General features: G+C 53.2%; 16 protein-coding genes and 1 pseudogene. 8 read left to right on the top strand and 9 right to left on the bottom strand.

Annotation, left to right across the window (positions count from 1 at the left end; all coding sequences use genetic code 11):
• Nucleotides 1–15 precede the first annotated feature (15 nt).
• The 4 genes from FH871_RS30475 to FH871_RS30460 form a co-directional block, all read right to left on the bottom strand.
• Entirely contained in the window at nt 16–2,820 is a 2,805-nt protein-coding gene (locus FH871_RS30475; RefSeq protein ID WP_138995110.1) for a virulence factor SrfC family protein, read from the bottom strand.
• A gap of 67 nt (nt 2,821–2,887) precedes the next feature.
• On the bottom strand, nt 2,888–3,763 hold the full coding sequence (locus FH871_RS30470; RefSeq protein WP_138995109.1) for a hypothetical protein: 876 nt from the start codon (nt 3,761–3,763) through the stop codon (nt 2,888–2,890).
• Nucleotides 3,764–3,811: 48 nt separating this feature from the next.
• Nucleotides 3,812–6,964, bottom strand: coding sequence for a virulence factor SrfB (locus FH871_RS30465; protein WP_171063008.1), 3,153 nt, complete (start codon nt 6,962–6,964; stop codon nt 3,812–3,814).
• Nucleotides 6,965–6,986: 22 nt separating this feature from the next.
• On the bottom strand, nt 6,987–7,460 hold the full coding sequence (locus FH871_RS30460; protein WP_138995107.1) for a hypothetical protein: 474 nt from the start codon (nt 7,458–7,460) through the stop codon (nt 6,987–6,989).
• Between the two features lie 279 nt (nt 7,461–7,739).
• Between FH871_RS30460 and FH871_RS30455 the strand changes: the two genes are divergently transcribed.
• Together FH871_RS30455 and FH871_RS30450 are read left to right on the top strand one after the other, a co-directional pair.
• Nucleotides 7,740–8,522: a hypothetical protein gene (locus FH871_RS30455; RefSeq protein ID WP_138995106.1), complete on the top strand. Its 783-nt coding sequence runs from the start codon at nt 7,740–7,742 to the stop codon at nt 8,520–8,522.
• Nucleotides 8,523–8,589: 67 nt separating this feature from the next.
• Nucleotides 8,590–9,486: a hypothetical protein gene (locus FH871_RS30450; RefSeq protein WP_138995105.1), complete on the top strand. Its 897-nt coding sequence runs from the start codon at nt 8,590–8,592 to the stop codon at nt 9,484–9,486.
• Between the two features lie 27 nt (nt 9,487–9,513).
• Here the strand turns inward: FH871_RS30450 and FH871_RS30445 are convergent, their stop codons facing one another.
• The 4 genes from FH871_RS30445 to FH871_RS30430 all read right to left on the bottom strand — a co-directional run bounded on the left by FH871_RS30445 (nt 9,514) and on the right by FH871_RS30430 (nt 13,276).
• A complete protein-coding gene (locus tag FH871_RS30445) occupies nt 9,514–11,001 on the bottom strand; it encodes a C1 family peptidase (RefSeq protein ID WP_138995104.1) in 1,488 nt (495 codons plus the stop codon).
• Nucleotides 11,002–11,084: 83 nt separating this feature from the next.
• On the bottom strand, nt 11,085–11,924 hold the full coding sequence (locus tag FH871_RS30440) for a tetratricopeptide repeat protein (RefSeq protein WP_138995103.1): 840 nt from the start codon (nt 11,922–11,924) through the stop codon (nt 11,085–11,087).
• The gene (locus tag FH871_RS30435) at nt 11,912–12,577 is read right to left on the bottom strand and encodes an RNA polymerase sigma factor (RefSeq protein ID WP_138995102.1); all 666 of its coding nucleotides are present in this window, start codon (nt 12,575–12,577) and stop codon (nt 11,912–11,914) included. Before FH871_RS30435 ends, FH871_RS30440 begins: the two co-directional genes overlap by 13 nt.
• 90 nt (nt 12,578–12,667) lie before the next feature.
• A complete protein-coding gene (locus FH871_RS30430) occupies nt 12,668–13,276 on the bottom strand; it encodes a hypothetical protein (protein WP_138995101.1) in 609 nt (202 codons plus the stop codon).
• A 99-nt stretch (nt 13,277–13,375) separates the two neighbouring features.
• On the opposite strand from FH871_RS30430, the gene FH871_RS30425 reads away from it, so the two are divergent.
• Together FH871_RS30425 and FH871_RS30420 are read left to right on the top strand one after the other, a co-directional pair.
• Nucleotides 13,376–14,032 (top strand): response regulator transcription factor, encoded by a 657-nt coding sequence (locus FH871_RS30425; RefSeq protein ID WP_138995100.1) that lies wholly within the window; start codon nt 13,376–13,378, stop codon nt 14,030–14,032.
• Nucleotides 14,033–14,142: 110 nt separating this feature from the next.
• Nucleotides 14,143–15,606, top strand: coding sequence for a hypothetical protein (locus tag FH871_RS30420; protein WP_138995099.1), 1,464 nt, complete (start codon nt 14,143–14,145; stop codon nt 15,604–15,606).
• A gap of 21 nt (nt 15,607–15,627) precedes the next feature.
• Here the strand turns inward: FH871_RS30420 and FH871_RS30415 are convergent, their stop codons facing one another.
• Entirely contained in the window at nt 15,628–17,601 is a 1,974-nt protein-coding gene (locus tag FH871_RS30415) for a 7TM diverse intracellular signaling domain-containing protein (RefSeq protein WP_138995098.1), read from the bottom strand.
• A gap of 253 nt (nt 17,602–17,854) precedes the next feature.
• On the opposite strand from FH871_RS30415, the gene FH871_RS30410 reads away from it, so the two are divergent.
• The 4 genes and pseudogenes from FH871_RS30410 to FH871_RS30400 form a co-directional block, all read left to right on the top strand.
• Nucleotides 17,855–18,316, top strand: a complete 462-nt coding sequence (locus FH871_RS30410; protein WP_138995097.1) for a hypothetical protein — start codon at nt 17,855–17,857, stop codon at nt 18,314–18,316.
• A gap of 198 nt (nt 18,317–18,514) precedes the next feature.
• The gene (locus FH871_RS30405; protein ID WP_138995096.1) at nt 18,515–20,158 is read left to right on the top strand and encodes an SUMF1/EgtB/PvdO family nonheme iron enzyme; all 1,644 of its coding nucleotides are present in this window, start codon (nt 18,515–18,517) and stop codon (nt 20,156–20,158) included.
• Between the two features lie 76 nt (nt 20,159–20,234).
• Nucleotides 20,235–20,420 (top strand): annotated as a pseudogene (locus tag FH871_RS34245) (hypothetical protein); the annotation flags it as partial.
• A gap of 441 nt (nt 20,421–20,861) precedes the next feature.
• On the top strand, nt 20,862–22,595 hold a 1,734-nt coding region (locus FH871_RS30400), incomplete at its 3' end, for a leucine-rich repeat domain-containing protein (protein ID WP_138995095.1).

The raw sequence follows: 22,595 nt of genomic DNA, 5'->3' as shown, positions 1-22,595 counted from the left end.
TAACGGGCTAACCGATTACTGGCACTGATAACCAAGGTCTTTAATGATGGTGTCGAGCAGGCCATTTACCCGGGCTTTTTCGGGGTCGGTCAGGTTGGCTTCGCGCAGGACGTTGTATTCAAACGACTTGTCGAAACCGCTGAACCACTGGCTATAGAAAACCCGGGACGGATCATCCACCGTGGTTGTCAACTGGTTTTTCGCCGGCACGTCGGCCAACGGATTGCCGTAAATGGGAACCACCACGTTGGGCGCCGACTGGTAGACGGCCTTGTTGCTGAGTTTGTCGTCGGCACTCACCCGCGACCAGCCCAGCGTATTGACGAAGTCGTTGATGGCGGCCCGGCCCAGCGTCAGAACCACCTCCAGGTTATCGGATTGGTGAATGTACGGGCTGACGTCTTCGGCAACCCGTACTTTCAGGCTGTCGCGTTCCATGCTCCGCTCCATTTCATCGACCAGAATCGTTACCTCGTTTTCGGCCAGGCCAAACTGCCCCTGAAACTGTCGGTCGGTGCGCAGTTGCTTGAGTTGTGTCACCCACTGCCCTAGTAGGCTTTCTGCATAGCGGGTGGCCAAAACCGAGCCCGGCGCTGGTTTGGGAGCGGATTCCTCACTAGCGGGTCCTACATTCAGGAGGTCATTAACAAAGTCATTTAAGCCATCTGGATCTTCAGACGTACTACCCGCGCTGGTCGATTCAGCCTGTTTCAGAAACAGATCGGGCTGGCTCATCACCTGGCGAACCAGCTCGCGATCCCACAGGCTGTTTTCTTTGCCGTTCACAAATTGCTCGGCGACGGTAAAGGAAGCCAGGAAGCGGCCAAATTTTTTCTCTTTGATCAACCGTCCGACCGGTTTGCGAAGCTGATCCCGGCGTTCGCGGGCGCGGATGAGTTTTTCCTCCACCGATCCGCCCTCGTAATGGTGGCACAAAGCCTCCCCCACTTCCTGCCGAACCCGATTCAGGGCTTCCCGGATCTGTTCCTGTTTGATGGCCGGATGACAGGCCGGTAACAGGTATTTCAGCAGGTAATCGATTCCGTTCCGGCCCGGCTGCGTGGCTTCATACCAGGCCGTCATCGGATCGTGAAAATGCCGGTTGGTGTGTTCATTGTTTACAAACGAGCGTTCCATGTCGGCAAAGGCCGGGGTGTAGCGTTCGTTGTAGGTTTCGACGCCGTCCGTGATCTGGTACGAGACTTTGCAATACCGGGGGTCGCGAATCATGAACGTGTTTTTGAAACTATCGTTCTGGCCGTTCCAGCTTCGCGTCCATTTGTCGGTCGAAACCTTGTCGAATTCCTTGTCGAAAAACCGCTCCAGCCGTTTTTCCCAGATGTGGTCGTAGAGGTCCGTGCGGCCCACCCGGGTAGGGTCGCATTCGTCGATCTCGACGTTGATCTTGGTCAGCACCAGAAAGAACGGATTGATCCGGTCGACGCCGACGCGGGCATCCAGCGGCACCAGGTTGTTCAGCACGCGTTCGCGTTTTTCGCGCTCCTCCGCCGAGCGGCCCACATTCATGCCGATCCACTGGCTGATCATGCTGTTGATGTTGAGCGTGCCTTTCACCTCCGACTGCATGTTGTGCATGCAGAAAAGCAGGCTGCTGATCCCGAACGAATCGTTGTAGGCGTTGAAGAGGTAAAAGACTTTTCCGCGCAGAAACGGGTCCATTTTCTTGGAAACCTCGGTTTCCTGCTGAAAAACGTTTTCCGGTGAGCCTTCCATGCTCCGCGCACCCGGAAAATCGAGGATGTCGGCGTGTTGCAGAAACCGGCGGCTGGGGTGATTTTCGAGCGCTTTGGGCAGGGGCAACACCAGCTCGGAGGTCAGCCCGGTCAGAATGCTCCGCGTGAGCTGAATCCGCTTTTTGTCGCGGGTGACCACCGTTACGGTGTTGAGCTGACTGTCGGCCTGGTCCATTTCATACAGCCGCATGACGTCGACAATCGTCTGCTTCTGGGGCGCAACGGCTTCCAGACCAACCCATACTTCCGACTCAAATCCCAGTTCGATCAGCCCCTGACTCAGTTTGTTGAATAAGTTGGTCATGAACTCGTCTTCGTGCCAGAGCGGGGCAAAAATGGCCCAGCGGTCGCCGGGCCGTAAATAGGGCGCAATCGCGGCCACTTTCTCCCAGTAATTGTATCGACGCAAGGTGCCGATGAGGTCCATGCCCTGAAAATATTTCGATAGATAATCCCGCAAATCCAGGATGTCGTCTTCCGTCATTCCCGGCTGAATCGTGGCCTGCCGTTGTCGCTCCAGGCGGTTTTGCAGTTGATCCAGTTGCTCGACCGTGAGCTTTTCGGGGTATTTCGAATTGATGATGTTGTACTGATACCCAATGGCCATGGTTTTCACGATGTCCGACTGGTTCAGCAGCCGCAGCAAATAACCGCCCTCGTTGTTCTGGTGGTAGGTCGTAAAGCGCGTCACCACGCCGGTGGCCTCGGTTCCGCCCCCCACGGGGTTGATGTCGTCGATAAAGCTGATCGGCCCGTCGTGCCCCGTGATTTGCCGAACGGTTTCGGCCGGTATTCCCGCCGATTCGATCTGCAACAGATTGTGGCCGGGAATGCGGGCCAGATTGGAAACCAGGTACGATTTTCCAACCTGACTGATGCCAAACAGGGCGAGTGCCGGACGCATTTTGGCGGCCTGTTCGAGCCGTTTGGCGCGTCGGCGCAGCTTGCCCAGTTCATCGAGCGTACTCAGCCGTTTTTCGGGTTCTTCGTATAAACTCAGCCATTCGGTGCCGCGCCGAATGCTCTCCTGTAATTGCAGACTTTCCTGAGATAGAGTAGGAAACATAGTGAATGGGTTTCGGGATGTTTTCGAATATTTATGCCTGAACACCCGTTCAGGTTATCAAAAATCTTTATTCGGTAAGGATGTCTGCGTAAATCACCACGGTTCGTGATTGCCGCCGGATGACGGCAAACGACCGGCCTTCGCGGACGGTATTTCCCCCCAGACCCTGCACGTTGTGAAGGGCCGGGTCCACCTGCCGGGTTTCTTCGGGCGACACAAAAACGAAATCCTCAAAGTGGTTCGACGCCCATTGGGCCACCTTATCCAGCAGGGCGCGACGCTGGGGAATGTACAGGCCCGCCAAGGCGCTCAGCAAATCGGTCAGCGCCTGGTGGTATTGCCGAACCGCATCCTGTGGCGATTCGTTCGGGCTCGTTTCCAACGCCCGCAAGGCTGTCCACCCGCCCACAAAAGCCGCCAGAAAACCGTTGAGGTCGGGCGTGGGCGACTCCGTGGCTTCGATGAGCAGGTTCCGGATACCGGCTTCGGCGGCAGTACTGAAAAATAACCGCACAAACTCAGCCGCTGGTAGCATGGCCGCCCGCTCTTTCCGGAGTCGAAACACCTCGATTTCGGCCTGCTCGCGACCGGTTTCGGCGGTTTGTTTCTGCTCCAGCGCGAGCGTCAGTGCCTGCTGCTGTTCCAGTTGCTCCCAGCGCAAATTCTCGATCTGCTGCTGCAACGGTCGGCTGATCGTGAGTGGCAAATCCCTGGCCCGGCTGCCCACCGTTTCGAGATCGTCGGACGACAGAATGGTTTGCAACCCCCGGCGGAGCCAGTCATTGTCGCTACTGTTTTCGTCGGCGTAGGGCAGGGCCAGATTGGGGTTTTGCCGCAGACGCGCAATCACCTCCGGACCCAGCAGGTCGCGGAGGTGGTTGACGAACGAATCAAGTGGAGTGGGCAATGGATCGGGTGGCGTAAAGTCGGATTGAGCGTTCATACGGGTTGCAATAGCCAGTCAATCAAATCATGGGAAATAGCCTGGTTGTCAGTTCAAATAAGGGTCCAGATAGAAATTTCCGGTGTCGAGCCAGTAACCGTGCGGATCGGTCAGCGTACAAACCGTCAGCTTCAGCGCCGGAATGTCGCGGCCCGTTTGCGGGTCCATCACCGTCAGGTTATTGCGCAGGATCAGCCCTTCTTTGTCGCGCAGGTTCGGGCGACCAATCCGGACTTTGAGCGGCAGTTTGGGCATGAGCAGAGTTCTGGCCCGTTCGCTGTCGAACTCGATTTTGTACAAAGGCGTGGCAATCCACTGATCACTCGCCATTTGGCGCATCCCCAGAAAGGTATCTTTGGCACCGGTCAGCTCGATTTCGTCGATGGGTTCGATGGATGAATCGTCGGGGACGGCCAGCACATGCTCGTTTTTGATGCGGGGTGGCTGGCCATCCGTCAGCAACCCAATGTAGTCGGCAGTGGAAGTCATGCGGGCTGCGAGCAGACGTGTGTCGAGCCGGAAACCGTTCAGATGCCCCAGTTCCGAGAGCAGGGCGATGGCAGCCCCGACCGAAACGCAGGTTTTGGGGTCCTTGATGGTGTATTCGTGGGGATCGCTGAAGGGATACCAGAATTTTTCGCTGGTGGCCACCCGGATGCGGTTCATCGGCACAATCCGGTCGGGCGAAACCGGCATGTTTTCCAGAAAGAGATCCAGCACCACCGGCAGCGTCGACGGACGACCCGACAGCAGGACGTAATCGCACTGGTACTGGGAAATGATGCCGCACAAATCGCGGAGCATCGTTCCGATGACGTTACGAATGGCTTTCTGGTTGATTTCCTCCGGCGACACTTCCCAACTCATCAGCCGGATGTCGAAACCGGTGGCCCCTTCGCGCCGGAATCCCTCGTTCACATACTGCAACACGCTCGGAATCGGCGCTTCGTGTTCCTGAAAAAACTCATCGAAAGCCACCTGACGGGTTTGATCGGGGTGGGCGGTAATCTGTCCCAGCATGCCCTGCGCAATAACCGTGGCTACCTGGTTGGCAAAATGTTTCTTGAGTGTGCGTTTGTGGTCGGTATCGGTGCTCTGGAATGGGCCGAAGAGCGAATACAAAACCTGCCCCGCGCGGCCACAACCCAATCGGCGGGCTTCGCGGGCGATTTGCGGCAACACACACTCTTCAATGAGTTTCTTGATGATGTGGTCGCCGGCCAGGTTGAATCCTTCCCAGAAAACCGGGTTCTGGTAGAGGCTGGTGACCGCGCCCGGTTCGTATTCATAGTGGCCAATCATCAGGTCGGTCGTTCCCCCGCCAATGTCGACGCTGGCGATCATCAGCGATTTGCGGGATTGGTCGAGGTCGTCGGTGCGCCGACGGCCCATGGTCTCAAAAAACCGGGGGGCATTTTCCGGCCCAAACCGGTGAACGATCTCGTTGTACATGAAGACCAACTGGCTGCAGGTGGCTTCATCATAGCCCCAGGAGGTGCGCAGCCGAACGGGGTCGTGGTTTTCCCGCAGGTCTTTCAGGTTTTTCGGAATGCGGCTTTCAACCGGGTCGTTTTCAGCCAGTTTGCTGTAGTCGGGAATGATTTCGAGGTCGGGCGAAATCAGTTTGTACTTGTCCCCGTAGTATTCACGAAGGGCCTGAAGGGCGTCGGCGGCACATTCGCGCAGCTTGACCCGTTCGGTTTTGGGCATGGCCGTCGGGCAGGTCAGCACGATCCGGCGCAACCGCCGGGGCACCCCCGCTTCGCCCCGTTCGTTGCGGAACTCGTAGCTGTTGATGTAACTCAGCGTCTGGAGCAGAATTTCGGTCAGCGCAAAGGTCATCAGTGCGCTGCGGGCGTAGAGCGGATTCTGGCCGCTCCGGTAGATCAGTCCCGGGCCGTTTGCGCTGGCCAGTTTGTTGGCCTTATCGACTAGCATGCCGTCGCTCGTAAACAGGTTGGCGAGGGGAAGGCTCGACGCCGAATTCTGCATCAGCTCGGTGTGTTCGGAAAAATAGCCCCAGGGCTTTTCGCGTTTTTTGGCGTCCCACAAATACCGTTTGGGGCTGGAAAAGGTCATTTCATACTGGTCGTTGACGGCCTGGTTGTCGCCGAAAATGACCCCGTATCGGGTGGCTTCCGTTCCTACCCGAACCATGCTGGGCCAGCGGAACAGGAAGTCGTCGGTCAGCCCTTCTTTTTTGCCAAAAGACGCTTCCATAAACGCCAGCTTCATCTCGAACGGTTTGTTGCTGGTGTGGGTCGGGTTGCGGAGTTCCCGGATTTTCAGGCGTTTGGCGTCTGTCAGGGCGAGTTCGGCGTCGCGCTCGCGGGCACTGCTTTCCAGCACCAGTCCGCAGGTGCGCGAATTGCCGACGTCGAGCACCAGGTTGACGTCGATGCTCCGGCCCAGGGCGTCCTGTTGCAGCGTTACGACGGGCCAGCTATTGGTCTGCTCGATCATTTTCAGGAGCGTCATATACAGCCCCAGGTGCAGCAGGTGGTGGGGTTCGCTGGTAAGCTGGCGTGGAATCCGGCTTTTCCGTTTCGTAATCACTTCTTCCAGCCAGTCGTTGACGCGTTTCTGCGACAGAAAAAAACCGTTGGTGTCTTCGTGGGTAGCACACTTGAAGCGGGTGTTGCCACCTTCCGGATCGCTGGAATCCGGCACGACGTAATACGTATGGTTGAGCCGTGGGTCATACTTGTCGTCGCAGTGCGTATCGAAGGCCAGCACCAGTTTGTGGGTATAGGGGCTGCCCTCGGCTTTTTCCTGCGAGCTGATCCGGCCGAGGTACATGCGCGCCCAGGACTGCGGGCCGGGCATCAGTTTGCCGGCGTCGTAGTGATCGGTGCGGAAATAGGGCAGGGGGAGCCAGACGCCCTCCAGGACATCGAGCGCATAGCGACCCTGGAGATTGATCAGGTGATCTTCCCGGATGTAGTTCAGGTTTTCGGGCCTGATTTTGCTTTCATCGATGGAGCGGTCGGGGCGGAAGGCTTCGGCGTTGATGTCCAGGCGGCTGATGTACTTTCCGTTTTCGAGCATGTACGGGATGATCAGATACACCCGGTCGTTGTCGGGGTCTTCCTGTTCGGCATACTCAAAACGCAGTTTGGGGGCCGCGCTCGTATCACCGAGGTTAAGGGGAATATCTATAAACTGGATGCCGGAGTTGGCGATCAGGGAAACCATGTTCATGAGTGGTAGGAAAAAGGACCGGTTAAACGGTTTTGTAAATGATCTCGAAGGTTGTACCGGCACACTGGCGGCAGACGACCGCATCCAGCCGGTTCGGGGTATGGCAGTTGTTACATTTTTTGTAGTCGGGTGGGGGAGGAGGGGGCGTTCCGTTCAGGCGTTTCAGCCGGATGTATTGCTGATTGGGCTGCCAGCCGTCGAGGCTGAGCCACTGCCCGTTCTGTTCGATGGTGCAGACATCGCCACTGATGAGCGGAGCAGTGTTGCCCGGTTTTTTCAACGGAATGCCCACTTTTTGCGGAACGGATTGCAGGTTGGTGAAATCGGCCTCGTACGGAGAACCGTCCAGGTGGATTCGGACGGATTTGCTGGCACTGCCGGCCAACTGGTTGATGATTTCTTCCTGAACCAAATCAAATTGCTGGTTTACGGGCGGAAAGGTTAGGGTTACTTTTTTTGGGTTTTGGGTTGGTTGCTCCCAGATAACTTGTGGCATAAATGGATTCCGTTTTAAGTCAACGTTCTTGGAAAAGGATGGAATTTATCAGGGATAATCAGCCGGGGTAAATCAATTTTTAAAACTGCTAAAATTGGGTGGTTACATCTTCATTCGCAATACCATATTCCATGATTCTTTCTAAGGGGATTCATGATTTTACAAATGGATCATCAACCTTTTAGACATATTGTGTAATATTGACGCGTCGGCTCCTGGGATTTGCTAATTTATGCCGCTTATCTACGAAGGTTATCATCTTATTCCGAAAATATTTCTATGCAGCCACCGTCTACCCCACCTCAGAAATATAACCCCTATTATTTGCCCGTACCGGAAGGCTGTGGAAAACGCACAGATTGCCCGTACAAGTCGATGCCGGAATATTTGCAGCCTTCGGATTTCAAAAATGAAATTCTGAGCAGCTTTGACGATCACTACTGTTCACTTTGCAAAAGCCAGTTGAAGCTGGTGCCACCACCACCTCCTCCGCCAAGACCGCGCGTTGAAGAAACCACTAAAAAAGATCCGGATTTGCGACCTTGGTATCGTAAATACCGGTGGGCTATTCTGGCAGCCCTGCTGCTCCTGATTGCGGGACTTGTGTATTGGTTTTGGTTCAAAAAGTCACCTCCTCCCGCTCCGGTAAAGAAGAAAGAAGTATGTCAACGGGGGGACGTTGTTGCGGGAAGAGATACGTGTGTAAATGATGTCAAATACCAAGTGATCTGCGACGGAAAAGGAGGGTACGATAAAGGCAAAAAGATTGGTAGTTGTGGACCGGTTGCCCCCTTTCCGGCTGCCGGAAAAATTATAGGTACTGATTGCAGGGGTAAAACATTACATAATAAAGTAACCGACGGAAAAGGAGGGTATAATTTGGTGCCTGCACGAGACAATAGCATAACCTGTTTCGAGCCGGATGTTCCACACGTGGTAAAGCGTGGTGGAAGATGCCAAATTGAAATATATCATAATGGAATGCTCAAATCGCAAACCTCTGTCCCTGCCGAAAGGCAATCAGAATGTGCCAATGCCCCCAAAGCACCCAAATTACGATGATTGTAAAGCGAGCAGATAACCTTTCATGGTCTTAGGACATCGATGGATGTATAAATCTCTGACACCCATGAAATCGATTCTCTACGCATTGCTGATTCTGACGTTGCCGACTACGGCCTGGGCGCAATTGCCTGCCGGGTTTGTCCGCCATACGAGTTACATCTATACTGGAAACTCGAAAACGCCCCTGGCGACCAGCTTTGTGGTGGAAAAAGACGAATACGTCTATATCGAAGTCTCCGGCGATGTGTATCTGGGGCCGTTCACGGGGGCTGCCGACGCGACCGGAAAATCGGCCTTGGCGGCACTCCGGTTTAACAAATACAAGGACTATGATCACGGTGCGCTGGTGTGCCGGATTGGGGATCGGACTATGCCCTGTCAGGAGATGTTTCGGTTTGTCGATGCCGTCTATGATCCGATTGCAGACGGAACGATGAATTACTTAATTGACGGAAGCCGAATGGTCCGGGTGCGGGGCATCAATTATATTCCGGGGGTTCATTTTTTGTCACCCACCACCGGTCCCCTGACTTTCGAACTGAACGACACCGATCCTGATAACAATGAAGGGTCGTTCCTGATCGCCATTTACGCAATTAAAAAGAATGCGCATTTCAACCGCAATACGCTGAACTACTGCCCGGTCAGGATGCCGTCTGAATCGGAAACAAACGAATGGAAGCGGGAAGCAACGGGTTTCTTCTACCACCACCCGGACACGTTTCGCGGAAAAGGGAGGTACAAAGGCTGTCAGTGTGCTTATTTTGAGGATAATGCCCATACGCTGGACAACTCGACGTCAAAAAAAGGAACGTTCGATTTTGGCTATTTTCTTTCGCAGGACAAAACGACGGCAGATCATCTCCACGTCGTTCTGGATATGCTGCCTCACGAATTGTATGGAAAACGGTTTCCTGCTGAAACCTACCGGCCCATGCCGAATGCAAATCTGACCCGCTGACTCACCTGAGAAACGATTGATCGTTTCTCAACGGTGGTCGATGAGCACCAGCACCGGCACGACGCTCCCGGTGGCCTGGCCCTCCACCTGAAACGCGATCCGGTTCGGCTCATACCGGATTTTGGTGAAATCGATCAGGCTCTCCGCGCTCAGGGTTTTCTGAAGCCGGTCGAGTAACCGCCCGCCCTGCGCATTCCGCAGCGTTCGGTTCATGCGGCCACTATCGACGGGCCGATTCGCGAACAGCAACAAAAAATAATCGGTCCCGGTGTTCTTGTCCAGCTCGATGGTGTTGGTGGGTGGGTAGGCCACGGTGGTGTTGGCACCGAGCAGGGGGCTGTAGTCCACCAGCTTCCCGTCCGGTCGTTTTTCGCTGTACGGAAAAAGCCGGGTCAAATCGGAATTGGGTCGTTCGTCGGTACCGAAGGCAAACAGGTAGGCCTGCCGGTCGTTGTTGATCAGGAACTTGAATTCGTCGCCCGACACATTGGGTTTGTTCATGCGGTAGACCAGCATCCCGGCGGTTTTTGAAGCGGCTTCGTCAATGTGAAGCCCCATTTCGCCCATTCCCTTCTGCTCAAACTGCACAGCCGCCTTGAAGCCGCCAATCTGGTAGGTCGCCAGTTGCTGCATCGGCGGGTAGAGTTGCACGCCGTAGCGGGTGAACGTTGCCAGATCGGCGTACCGAATCCAGCAGAATCCCTGTTTGCCCCAGCCCGGCCCACGGCTGTTGACGATCCGGAACGCTCCGCCAAACTGCTCGTCGTCGTAGCCCAGGATGCACAGCGCGTGTCCCATGCCCGACTGGCCTTTGGTTTGCAACTGCTTCTGTTTGTTCGCCAGCAGCGTAAGATCCTCCTGACCGGGTTGCCAGACCTCCTGATTCAACTGGTCGAAAGAGGGCGTCATCAGAATGCTGACCACCACCGGCAAACCCTCCGCCAGCACATTTTTCAACTTGGACACTTTTTCACTGACGGGATCGTCCAGCCGCAGAAACCGCTGCGATTCGGCCACGCGGTAGCGCATCGCCATTGTTCTGAATTTTCGCGTATCGGTCTGACTGCAAGCGGGATAGCCCAGGTAGCTGAGCGGGATGATGCCCTTGTGCTGAATGACGTTGGTCGCCGAATCGATCCGCAATCCATTCTGACAATACGGGTCGTTCCTGAGCTTGGCTTCTTCGTAGAGATAGGTCGGCGAAAAGGCCAGTTTGTTGATTTCCACCCGATTGGTGGTGTTGAGTCGCCGGGCTTCCATGATGGTGCGGAGGTAGTAGCCCAGGGCAAAAGCCAGACAGGTGCCGTGTTTCCCCTGGTCGAGGGGTTGGGGGCAATAGGCTTCGTAGGATACCCGCGCCGGGATTTGCTGCAACCCGAACTTCCGGATAACCGGCGGTTTGGCCGGAATCCGGAGGTAGCTGTCATCATCCATGATGAGTCCGTAATTAAACTCATCCTGAGCAAAAAGGGGCCACGTTAGCAGGAGGCAGAACAGAAAAGTGAGCCGTTTCATGGACAGAAGGGGTTATCGGGGAACCAATGGGCATCGCCAGCAGGCTGATCAGCCAAAGGAACCTTTTCATGGGAAGGAACGGGTTATTCGTTTAAACGGCTGCGTAGTTTTCGGGCTTCTTCCTGATACGGGTGTCCATCCGTTCGGGCGATGCGCGTCAGGATCGACCGGGCTTCCCGGCGCTGCCGGTTGCGTAAATACGCCAGACTGAGGTACCACTCGGCACACGCCCGCCAGTGGCCGGGATAGCCTTCCAGCACGGTTTTCTGCAAAATCGGGATGGCCTCGCGGAGTTGCCGTTGCTGCAACAGCCGGGCACCCTGCCAAACGGCCAGCGAGTCCTGCGCCACGGCGGCTGAGTCGGTCGTACCGGCGGCATCGGTTTCATCGGGCAGTTCGATGGGCAGCGGGGCGGCTTTGGGTGTGGGTTTGAATAGGGCGTCGGCCAGCAGCAGACCCGGATCCGCGGGGGGAGCGGGCGTCGGCGGTGGGGGCGATGACCGAACGGTGTCGGCGGGTCGGGGTTGCGTAGCGGTGGTGTCTTTTTGGGCAATTGGCGTTTCCGGGCCGTCTAAACCGTCGGTTTTGTAGAGTCGCCAGAACAGCCCGATGGCCAGTAGCACCGTGGCCGCGGCCAGCCAGACGGCGGGACGTTGCCAGAGCGGGCGGACAGTCACCTCGGCGGGGTGGACGGTTTTTTCCGTGGCCAGTTCCTCTTTTGCTTTGGCGTAGAAGGCCGCAGCTTCCTGCTCGAAAGACAGGAGCCGCATGCCTCGCCGGACCTTTTGCTGGACTTGCAGTTCCCGTTGCAGGGCTTCGTTCCGGCTGAGTTGTTCTTCAAAGGCGGTTTTTTCGGCGGGCGCCATCTGGTCGGACAGATAAGCTGCGATATCGTCGTGCTGTTGATCCGTCAGTTCTTCCATGATTGACAATCGGAAAGGTAGTGTTTAAAGAGCCTGACGAAATTTTTTTTGGCGCGGTGATGGAGCAATTTTCCGTGCCCATCTGCTTTTTCTTCCATTAGTTCAAAATCTTTCAATTTCATTCCGTTTACGTAATGCTCCCACATTAGTTTTTGCTGAACGGGCGTTAGTTTTTCATAGGCTTTGCGGGCGGCAATCCGCATGCAATCGTCTTCTTCGGCAGCCTCATCCATGGCGGGTTCGGGCCCCAGAGGCCGGTCATCAAACTCCCGGAAGAGCGAATCCCAATCGACTCTGAGGGACATTTCTTTTTTTTGTTTTTTCCACCACCCCCGCCATTTATTAATACAGATCCGACCGACGTAACTAATGGGTTTATAACCCTGGCAAATAAATTTTTTTGAATAAATATCATCCATAAACTGGACCAAAGTATCCTGAATCAAGTCCTGGATATCTTCTTCACTGGTGCCGAATTTCTGGGCATAGTTAAAGAAAAATTTATACAAACGCTTCGTCAGGCACATCCAGGCCGTTTCGTTGCGCGGATCTTCGCGAACCAGCGTTTGACAAAATAAATCGGGATTATTTTCAAGGTAAGTGCAGGGGTCGGGAGGGGCAACGGGAGATGTTTTCTGTAGAAATTTAAACATACATACAAATGGGTCAAATGGAGGCCAAGTAGCAGTTAAAACTACTAAAATCTCTCCATCTGACCATTTGTAGTTAATTAAATTTTCATATCAGGCACTTTGGCGGTAAGGCGTTGAACGCAGACTTATCGTATCGCGCGAGACATGCCGGCGCATTTCCGGCACGGTGAAATTCAGGAAATCGAACCACATTTCTTCGCGGTTGGCGTAGTATTCCCAAATCTGCTGCACCTGGCCCGCGAGTTCCACTTCGCCCTCGAACAGCGGGTGTTTAACCACCTGCATCTGAAAGTCCCGGATCTGGGCGTGAACGGTTCCGCCGACGATGAAGGGCTGGTTGGTGGCGTAGGCGTCGGCCAGCATGAACAGATACACCTGCCAGCGCCCGAGCCTTCCAAGGGCTTTGACGTCCATCCAGATGGCTCCGATTTCGGCCACGTCTTCTTCCCGAATTTGGCTGTCTTCCAGCATCTGGGCTTTGATTGCGGCCGGCAGCACATCGAAATACCGATGCGGTGGGCGGGCATTGACAAAATAGCCGGCAATCCATTCGCCGGGTTGATCGCTATCCTGAAAAACCCGCACGGTGGTGTGTTTCAGGAATTCCGGGTTAACGCTAATACCCTGACTGCGTTGGCGATACGTGTCGATAAACCGGTGATGATCCGTTGTGCTTTGAAGCAAAAATGTCTGTAACATGATCGCAGATGGTTTGATTTTTCATCCATCTATTGCGGTTATGACAAGAAGTTATCATCTCGTTTGACTAATTTTGACGGTCTACTATTCCTCCCTATCGTGAAAGGCAAAATCAAAGTGCTGCTCCTCGACGACCATAAAGTGGTGATCGACGGTCTGCTGAGTTTACTCCGTGACGACCCGCAAATTGAAATCGAAGAGGTGTTTACCAATGGCGAGGAAGCCCTGCAGTTTTTTAAGAATGGGACGGGCAAAGAACCGCTGGTCGATGTGGTCGTGGCCGATTTGCGCATGCGCCGGGGAATCAGTGGGCTGGAATTTGTGGTGCAGCTACGCTCCGTGTCGCCCCGAACCCGGGTTATCATTCTGAGCATGTCCGAAGATCCCAAAGACATTCATGCCGCCGTTCGGCTGGGCGTATCCGGGTATCTGTTCAAAAGCCAGGACGTCGATCTGGTTCGGAAAGCCATTTATGAGGTGATTCGCGACGATCGGCCTTACATGAGCCAGGAAGTATTGCGAACATTTGTCGATTCGCAGGAAGAAAAACAACCCGAGCAAATCCGCCAGCTTACGGCCCGGGAAATTGAAGTGCTGCGGCTGATCGCCCAGGAGTTTACCACCGCCGAAATTGCCGATAAGTTGAACATCAGCGAAGCGACTGTGGATACGCACCGCCGGAATATGATCCAGAAACTGAAAGTGAAGAGCATTGTCGGACTGGCCAACTTTGCCATTCGGAACGGTCTGGTGTAAAACCGGGTGGCGAAAATCTTTTTTTTCACCTGATAACCTCCCCCCTGAGCGGGTCATAGATGGGTGTTCCCGGACCAAACCGGGCGTTCCAACCCAACATTTCCAGCTCTATGAATACTTCTGGTACATTTTTTCGCTTGCCGGTCGCCGTCCGCCGATTCGTGTTCGGCCCGCTGACCCTGGCCGGTTTTCTGGTTCTGATGACCGGTGCCTGTAAAAAAGAAACGGACCCGGCTCCGGTTTCCCATTCACCCATCACGCTGTTCACCTCCCCGAGTAACCCGCTCGTGGCCCGCATCGACAACAAGTCCGACGGGATTCTGGAACTGTACGGCACAAAAAATGCCGCCGGGGTAACCCAGCAACTCACCATGCTGGTTCACCAGATGGACCCCAGTTCGAAGGATGCGACGTATTTGTTACTCGATGAGCAATCGAGGCTGAAAACCATTCTGGGTCAGGATGGCTCTAAAATTGCGCTGAAATGGCAGACGGAAAGCCGGGCGACGGTAACCTACATTTCGGCCGATGGGGAGAATCAGGTGAATACCGAAATCGATCTGGATGAGGAAATCACCGGAGGGCGACTGGCGGCCCCGACGACCAATCCGGTTTTTCCGGCGGGCAGTGGTACTTCGGTTCGCAACAACCAGCCGCTGCGACTCAGGCAGGAGTTTGCCAACGACGCCGTTTCTATTCCGTCCGGTGCGCGAAAAGCCGCTGGACAGCAGGAGGTTACCATTAACCTGACCAATTGCGGAGGATTACCGTCCGATGCTGAATTTGTATCGGTCATCATGTATAAAAGCCCGGCCAGTAAAGGCAACCGGGTTGGCGAATTTCAGGCCCGTCGGGTCACCAAAGGAATGTATAGCGTGATTCTGCCGACGGACGTGAGCGCCGAGGTGAATCTGTCGAATCAGGATATCTGCAAAGGCGTCGGCAAGGTTTTCGACAAGATTTTGTGCAATAAAGTGACCAAAGCGCTGCGGAAAGTGGCCTCGAAAGCGCCGAAAGTTACGCCCTGGACGCTGATTGGCGGGTTTGTACTGGATAAGGGATTGGGAAAATTGTGTGAGGTCGTTACGCCGGAGGGCGAACTCTGCAAAGCCAATTTTGAGGATGAAAAGAAGAACTACTGGACCGGTGATGTGCTCTTTATTGCCAAAGCCGTACCCACTTCGGGGGGAGAACCCAAGTATTCCAGACTCACCGATCCAATCGATGGAAAAGCATCGTATCCGGACTTGTCCGTCGAACTGGGCGCCGAACTGAAGGTGCAGCCACTGGTACTCTCGCCCGACCGACCCGTGGCCCAACAGTCGTATGTGGCACGGGCGTCCATCCATTGCGTTCCGGTCAATTCCCGGGTGTCGCTCAGTGTGGTAGGAACCGATTCGTATACGGATGAAGTATCAACGGTGGTTTATTCGCTGGATGCCAACGGGGCTTTCAATTTCAGTCTGACCATACCGGGTGCCAAAACGTCCGGTATTCAGGACGAAATCAAGTTGACCGTGACACTTCCCGATGGAAAAGTGATTACCAAAACGGCGTCGCTGATTTTTGGGTAAAAAGCTAAAAATCGGGGCAACTCAACGAGCCGGACTCACCAACGGCTCGTTGAGTTGTGGATGGATGGGCGGTTTTGGCAGATTGAGCTCGATCAGTGGGATCCGAATCTGCACCCAGGTGCCTCCGCCGTCCGGCAGGTTCGATACGTTGATGGTGCCGCTCATCAATCCCGCCCGTTCGTTGATGCTTCGCAGTCCTTTTCCCTGCGGAAACTGGTCAGGATCGAAGCCCAAACCGTCGTCGCGGACGCTCAGCTTCAGAAATTGCCGGTTTTCGTCGACCATAAACCGGATGGTGGCTTCACTGGCCTGGGCGTGTTTCAGAATGTTGGTGACCAGTTCGAGGCAAACGCAGTAGAGATGAAACTTGGCAATCCGGTTCAGTTGCTCTTCCATACCACTCAATTGGAGAACAAAGCTGGTTTTGCCGGCGCGGTTCAGGCTGTTGGTCAGTTGTTGCAGGCTACTGCCCAGCCCACGTTCGTCGAGTTCGTCGGGCCAGAAATTATGAGCGATCAGCCGGATGCCGTCGTAGGCGTCCTGTACGGATTGCAGCAGCGAATGCAGGGCCGATCGGTCGATAATCGGCTGTTTTTCAGGGTTGTTTAGTTCGCTCAGGCGGGTGCGGATGCTAAACAGGACGCTGCCCAACTGGTCGTGTAATTCGTCGGCCACCCGGCGTCGTTCCTGAATCTGTCCGGCAATGAGCGCTTCTTCCATTTCTATTTTTTTGCGAATCTCCTGTTCGTAAGCGGCCAGTTCGGCGATTTCGCGTTGGCGTTTCATCTGCCGGACCGACCGTCGTTCATTCCGGATGTAGTCGGCCAGCCCCACCGACATGAACGTAAATTCCAGCAGCGAACCAATGTTCTGGGAATAGTGAATCAGAAGACCGGTTCCGGGGACGACGCCGACCCGGTTGAGCACGAAAAGCGCAAAACCGAAGGAGTAACACATGGAAGCAATTACATAAAATTTCGAGGACGTCTGCCCCTGCCGCCACGTCAGCACCCCGGCTACAAACATGCCGATGACCAGCGGACAGGAACTCATCAGGGCCACAAACTGGAGCGACAAGGGCAGCAGTTCGACCAGATTGATCCCGACCAGAACTACGCTCAGGCCGCACAGAATCCAGAGGGTGTAATACAGGCGGGGAATCGTTTGCCGCAGGTTCAGCGCCCGGGAATAAAAAATGATAAACGTAAAGAACACGCCCAGCGAAAACAACCCCAGACCGTGTTCGGCCAGCCAGGTTGAGCTGGGCCAGAGGTAGCGGATGCCAATGTTACTCCCCCGGCAGGCTTCGTAAAACAGGTAGGAAAGCAGGTAAAATGCCAGGTAGAGGTAGCTGACAATCCGGGTAAAGAGCCAGATGACGAGGTGATACAGCAGCATCAGACACAGCGTTCCCCAGTAAAATCCCCACAGCAGGGTGGCCACCTGGGCATGGGCCTGAAACCCCCTTTCTTCCCAGATGATGAGTGGGAAGTAGCTGTGAAGCTGGCGGTTATCGATGTGAACATAAACGGTATACGGTTCTCCGGGCCGGAGCGGCAGGGGAAAGACGTAGGTATTTGACGAAATCGGCCGGCTATGGCGCCCCAGGGCATCGCCTGCCCGGAAGCGGGTCATTTTGCCGGTGCGGTCGATCAGGTAGAGATCGATTTCCCTGATGTTACCAAAGCCGACTTCAAACAGGTAGCGGCTTTCCGGCCGAACGTCCTGATTCAAAAGCTGAAAGCGAAACCAGTAGCTGCTGTTGGCAAAAACCAGGTTGGGGGTTTCCTGCAAACTGGGTTGAAAGAAGCGGGCCAGTGCTGGTTTGCGTACATCGTTGATCGTCAGATGATCCATCGTGTCGGCCAGAAAATCCACCCGCCGTCCCAGGCTGTATTTCTGTTGCGATGCCGAGAGCAGAACCGGAAGGCTGGCGTAGACGTCTGCCGCACGGATGCCGAGGAACAGGAGAAGCAGGAAGAACCGGAAAGGCATACGATCAGGCTGAAAAGAGGATTCTACGTCTTTGAATGCCAGAAGTTTACGCAGAATTACCCATTCACTGCAACTAAATGCTGTAAAATCATGGCAGGCTTGAGTACAAATAGCAGAAAGTGGGTATTTTTTGAAAGGACGCTTTTTCCGTAGTTAAAAAAAAATTAAAGGAACCGATAACCTTGAAACCGTAGACAGAATAAATGGTCAAACGCTTCGGACGGGGCGGAAAAACCATAAACTATTTTTCTGTATGAAGTCACTTATCGCCTTTCGCAATCGGACCGGAATCACGGTCGCCTGTATCGTCGGTCTGCTTACGTTGTTCTCCTGCAACACGACGAGAGAACCGGTTTATCAGGGTAGTTATCAGGAGGCCAATGCTTTCGTCGGCCAGTATGCCGGGCTATTGATGAACCAGTATTACCCGAACACGGGCCGCGATTACCAGGGCATCACCAACCAGTGGAATTACGACCCGGATACCCGTCGCTACACCATCGACATGACCTCGACCTGGGTGGGGCGGGGGTGCTGGATTTGCGACGAGTGCCAGGTGGAAACCCGGGGTTATCTCTACGTCAACGACGATGGCACCCAGCCCCAGTTTAGAATGGAACGCGTGAACGACTGTGCGCTGGGCCACGATTTGCAGGGGTTGATGATTGGCACGCTGATCAACGTGGCGGCTGATGAATTAAGCAAAGGGAATTGATGAAAATCATAAAAGTTGCGGTATTCACCCCCAGCGGTTTTCGTAAAATAGAACCGTGTGTAAACCGTACCACCTTCCGGCGTTTTTTGATAGCAAAAAACGCCGGAAGGTGGTACGGTTTACACCGTGTTTTTGGCCTTCAACGATTAGTTTTGAAATAGCTTTTTTTAGGATCAAAATTCGTGATCAGACCCACCAATGAAATACTGTCTATTCCTGTTTTTAGTGAGTTTTTCTTCCTTGCAGGCCCAACGGGCTTTTAAGCCCATTGCAAGTACTGGTCAACCGCAAAAGGGTCGCCTGGCCCTGGTGATTGGCAACTCCGCTTACCCCGTGCAGGCACTCCCCAACGCGGCCAACGATGCCCAGGACATGGCCGCCTTGCTGCGGCAGTTGGGCTTTGAGGTGATCCTCAAACTGAACCTCAACCAAACCGAACTGGAAGACGTGGTGTCCGCGTTTACCCAACGCCTTAAAAACTACGAGGTGGGCTTGTTTTATTTTGCGGGACACGGTTTTGAAGCTGGTGATAACCTGAATTATCTCATGTCGGTCGAGGTGCGAAGCGATCTGAATGAAACCCTGGCCAAGCGAAAGTCCCTCTGCCTCAACGATGTGATGAGCAGCATGAAAGAAGCCAATAGCCATACCAATATCCTGCTGGTTGACGCGTGCCGGAACAATCCCTTCCGGGGGTGGGATCGGAATACGGCTTCCGGTTTGGGAGCCGTCAATGCTCCCAGCGGCACGATTGCCTTTTTTGCGGCTTCTCCCGGCCAGACGGCCAGCGAAAACGCGGGGCAGCGGAACGGTCTTTTTACGCAGGAATTGCTCAAGCAACTGCGTCAACCCAATGTGGAGTTGATCAGTATATTTAAAAACACCGCCCGGGCCGTGAAAGTAAAAAACACCCGTCAAACCCCCTACCAGGCCGGTTTTATTACGGATGATTTCTATTTCAAATGGACCGATACCCCCACACCGCCCGCCAAGCAGCAAGCGACGGCCAAACCGGTCGTGGACTTAGAGCCGGTAGCGATGGTGAGCGTAGCCGAAGGAAGTTTTTTGATGGGTAGCAATAAAAATGATTATGAGAAGCCCATTCATCGCGTGACGCTCAGTAGTTTTCGGATGGCCAAGTATGAAACAACCGTGGCCGAGTTTGAGCGATTTGTGGAAGCGACCGAATACAAGACCGAGGCCGAGAAAGGTGAGGGAAGCTATACTATTAATGCTGGTCTTACTATACCATCCTCCGGATTGCAATATGGTGATGCTAAAACACAATCCGGAGTGAATTGGCGATGCGACGCGTATGGCAAAATTCGTCCTCGTTCGGAGTATAATCATCCGGTCATGCACGTGAGCTGGAACGATGCGGTGGCGTATTGCGAATGGCTAACGCTAAAAACGGGCCGAACGTATCGGTTACCGACCGAGGCCGAATGGGAATCTGCGGCCCGCGGGGGTCAGCAAAGTCGCGGAACCATCTACGCTGGCAGTAATGACTTTAAGGAGGTGGGGTGGATTGCTGATAAAACCCCGCGAACCGGTACGCGTGCCGTGGGTCAAACGAAGCCCAATGAATTGGGTTTACATGATATGAGTTGGAATGTATCAGAATGGTGCAGCGATTTTTTTGAGAAAGGCTACTATGCCATCAGTCCTGGCAGTAATCCCACAGGCCCCTCGGTTACGGATTATAAGTGGCGTATCGTGCGTGGCGGTGGCATTGGCGGCAATACCAATGATCCGCACTCAGCCAGAGTAGCGTCTCGCTCCTGCCTGCAGCCCGATGCTGGCAGTTTCTGCGTAGGCTTCCGGGTTGTGTCTGTTCCGTAAACAGGGAGATCGCCCGTCATACGTCTGCGTTTATACCCGGATCGATACTTTGTTTATCAGTTAGGCGACAGCACCGGGTAGTGTGGCTCAAAATGGTGCGGGGCGTAATGGAACTTTTACGACAGATTTGCTGAAATTTCTGCAAAAAGGCGAGCGGTTGGATGATATTTTTCAGGACACAACCAATGAAGGGATGAACCGCACGGGCAACGCACAACGCCCTTTTCAAACCTCAAGTTTGCGGACGAAACTGATTTTTTAATTTCCCTTTTTCGGTTAAAAAATAACGCCTTGATTACGGGTGTATGTCGAACCAATTTTGTAGATTTGTATAAATAGAAATGAACAAGTAGGTAATTCTTTACACGTTTCTATTGCGTTTTAAAACGGTTATTTATTTCCCCTTTTCTCTGGCCAGATGTATCTTTCTTCACTCGTTTTCTCGCTGGCCATGAAGTGCCAGTATTCTCGTTTCCTGTTGGGGTTTGACAGCCATTTTAAACGCATCGGCTACTCCTGATCTCATCCCGCCGATCATTTCTCCCGTCTCTCTTTTTAGCAGCAACCGGACGCGTATCCGTCGATTAGTGGACGTATAGACTCCATCGTACTGCTGTGTGTTGCATCCATTGGCCTGAAAAGCCGATGGATAACGGACGTTTTTGAGTAATAAACCCCAATTCCCACATAGTTTACTTTATTTATGAATCATTTTTACCCAACCGGAACGAATCGGCTACGCATGGCCGGAAACTCTCTCTTTTTGCGGAAAAACCGCCACTGGCTCAGCCGAACGCTTGTCTGCTCCCGGTTTTTAGGAATGCTCATCGTTTTCGGGTTAGCGGCCTCTTCGCTGGCTTCCGGCGCCGACCCGCATCCCGATTACGCCCCGCTGGCTGATTTGTATAATGCTACCAATGGCTCGGGCTGGAAAAGAGCTGATAAGTGGCTGACGGACAATAATCCGTGCGGGTGGTATGGGGTGACCTGTACGGGTAACCGGGTGGGTGAAATTAAGCTGGAAAATAACAATTTGGTGGGGACGATTCCTGCTACCTTGGGAAATTTGACCAGCTTATGGCAACTTAGCCTGACTTCTAATCAGCTGAGCGGGGAAATTCCCAGTAGTTTCGGGAATCTTTCCAATCTGGTGTCTCTTAGCTTGTTCTCCAACCAGTTGACAGGATCAATCCCTGGCAGTTTGGCGAATTTGCCAAATTTAAGTTCTATTACTTTAAGTTTCAATCAATTAACTGGGGAAATTCCTGCCAGTTTGGGAAGTCTTACAAAGCTGATTTCGCTTTCCTTAAATAATAATAAGTTGAGTGGAGAAATTCCCAGTAGTTTAGGAAATCTGACAAAACTGACCGGTCTCGGGTTGTACAACAACAAACTCAGTGGACCAATCCCCAATAGTTTGGGAAATCTTGTCAATCTGCAAGCTTTGGCTTTATATAATAATGAGCTAACTGGCGAAATTCCTGATGAATTGGGAAATCTGATTAATCTCGACAGGTTTTATGCCGATCATAATAAGCTCAGTGGATCGATCCCGGAAAGCTTCGGTAATATGTCTAAACTAAGGCAGATTTTCTTATATAATAATGAGTTAACGGGGCCCATTCCTAGTAGTTTGGGGAATCTGACTAAACTGGAATATCTTCAATTGTTCATAAATAAGTTAAGTGGAGAGATTCCGGCGAGTCTGGGTACAGTTACAAGTCTGCAATATCTCGATTTACAGGATAATCAGCTGAGTGGGACTATTCCAGGCAGTGTGACTAACCTAACGAATCTAAAATCTTTGAACTTAAGTACTAATAAATTAACGGGGATTATTCCTGATGATTTAGGTAATTTGACCAGTCTTGAAAATCTTTTCTTGCATGGTAATGAGTTGACCGGCGGCATTCCTAACAGCCTGGGGAGCCTGACTAAGCTTCGATACCTTTCCTTAGCCAATAATAAACTAAGCGAAGAAATACCGGTGAGCCTGGGAAATCTAACCAATCTGCGATACTTCTTTCTGGAATACAATGACCTGAGCGGCACCATTCCCAGCAGTTTAGGAAACCTGACCAAACTCGAATATTTTTCTCTTTATAAAAACAGACTGAGTGGCGTTATTCCCACTACACTGGGAAATCTCATTAAGCTTCAAAATTTATATTTACACGATAACCAGTTCGTTGGAGCGATACCAGTCAGCCTTGGAAATTTGACGGACTTGCGATGGCTTTTATTAAGCAATAATCAGTTAAGCGGTTTCATTCCTGAAAACCTGGGTAATCTTCCCAATTTGCAACGACTTGCGCTGGAAAGAAACCAGCTAAGCGGCTGCTTTCCGGAATCTTTGCGAGCATTATGTGGTAAAGAAGTAAGTTTCTACGGAAACCCCGGCTTGCCCGGCGAAGGCAATTTTACGGCTTTCTGCAAC

Source organism: Larkinella sp. C7, from assembly GCF_006149005.1.
In the GTDB taxonomy this organism is placed as follows: Bacteria; Bacteroidota; Bacteroidia; order Cytophagales; family Spirosomataceae; genus Larkinella.
This window is presented reverse-complemented; position numbering and strand designations above follow the sequence as displayed.

Coding starts and splice junctions, on each gene's coding strand:
- FH871_RS30460 (WP_138995107.1), bottom strand. CDS start 7,460: ATGCCACAAGTTATCTGGGAGCAACCAACCCAAAACCCAAAAAAAGTA.
- FH871_RS30410 (WP_138995097.1), top strand. CDS start 17,855: ATGAAGTCACTTATCGCCTTTCGCAATCGGACCGGAATCACGGTCGCC.
- FH871_RS30435 (WP_138995102.1), bottom strand. CDS start 12,577: ATGTTTAAATTTCTACAGAAAACATCTCCCGTTGCCCCTCCCGACCCC.
- FH871_RS30470 (WP_138995109.1), bottom strand. CDS start 3,763: ATGAACGCTCAATCCGACTTTACGCCACCCGATCCATTGCCCACTCCA.
- FH871_RS30420 (WP_138995099.1), top strand. CDS start 14,143: ATGAATACTTCTGGTACATTTTTTCGCTTGCCGGTCGCCGTCCGCCGA.
- FH871_RS30465 (WP_171063008.1), bottom strand. CDS start 6,964: ATGAACATGGTTTCCCTGATCGCCAACTCCGGCATCCAGTTTATAGAT.
- FH871_RS30405 (WP_138995096.1), top strand. CDS start 18,515: ATGAAATACTGTCTATTCCTGTTTTTAGTGAGTTTTTCTTCCTTGCAG.
- FH871_RS30455 (WP_138995106.1), top strand. CDS start 7,740: ATGCAGCCACCGTCTACCCCACCTCAGAAATATAACCCCTATTATTTG.
- FH871_RS30445 (WP_138995104.1), bottom strand. CDS start 11,001: ATGAAACGGCTCACTTTTCTGTTCTGCCTCCTGCTAACGTGGCCCCTT.
- FH871_RS30440 (WP_138995103.1), bottom strand. CDS start 11,924: ATGGAAGAACTGACGGATCAACAGCACGACGATATCGCAGCTTATCTG.
- FH871_RS30475 (WP_138995110.1), bottom strand. CDS start 2,820: ATGTTTCCTACTCTATCTCAGGAAAGTCTGCAATTACAGGAGAGCATT.
- FH871_RS30430 (WP_138995101.1), bottom strand. CDS start 13,276: ATGTTACAGACATTTTTGCTTCAAAGCACAACGGATCATCACCGGTTT.
- FH871_RS30415 (WP_138995098.1), bottom strand. CDS start 17,601: ATGCCTTTCCGGTTCTTCCTGCTTCTCCTGTTCCTCGGCATCCGTGCG.
- FH871_RS30450 (WP_138995105.1), top strand. CDS start 8,590: ATGAAATCGATTCTCTACGCATTGCTGATTCTGACGTTGCCGACTACG.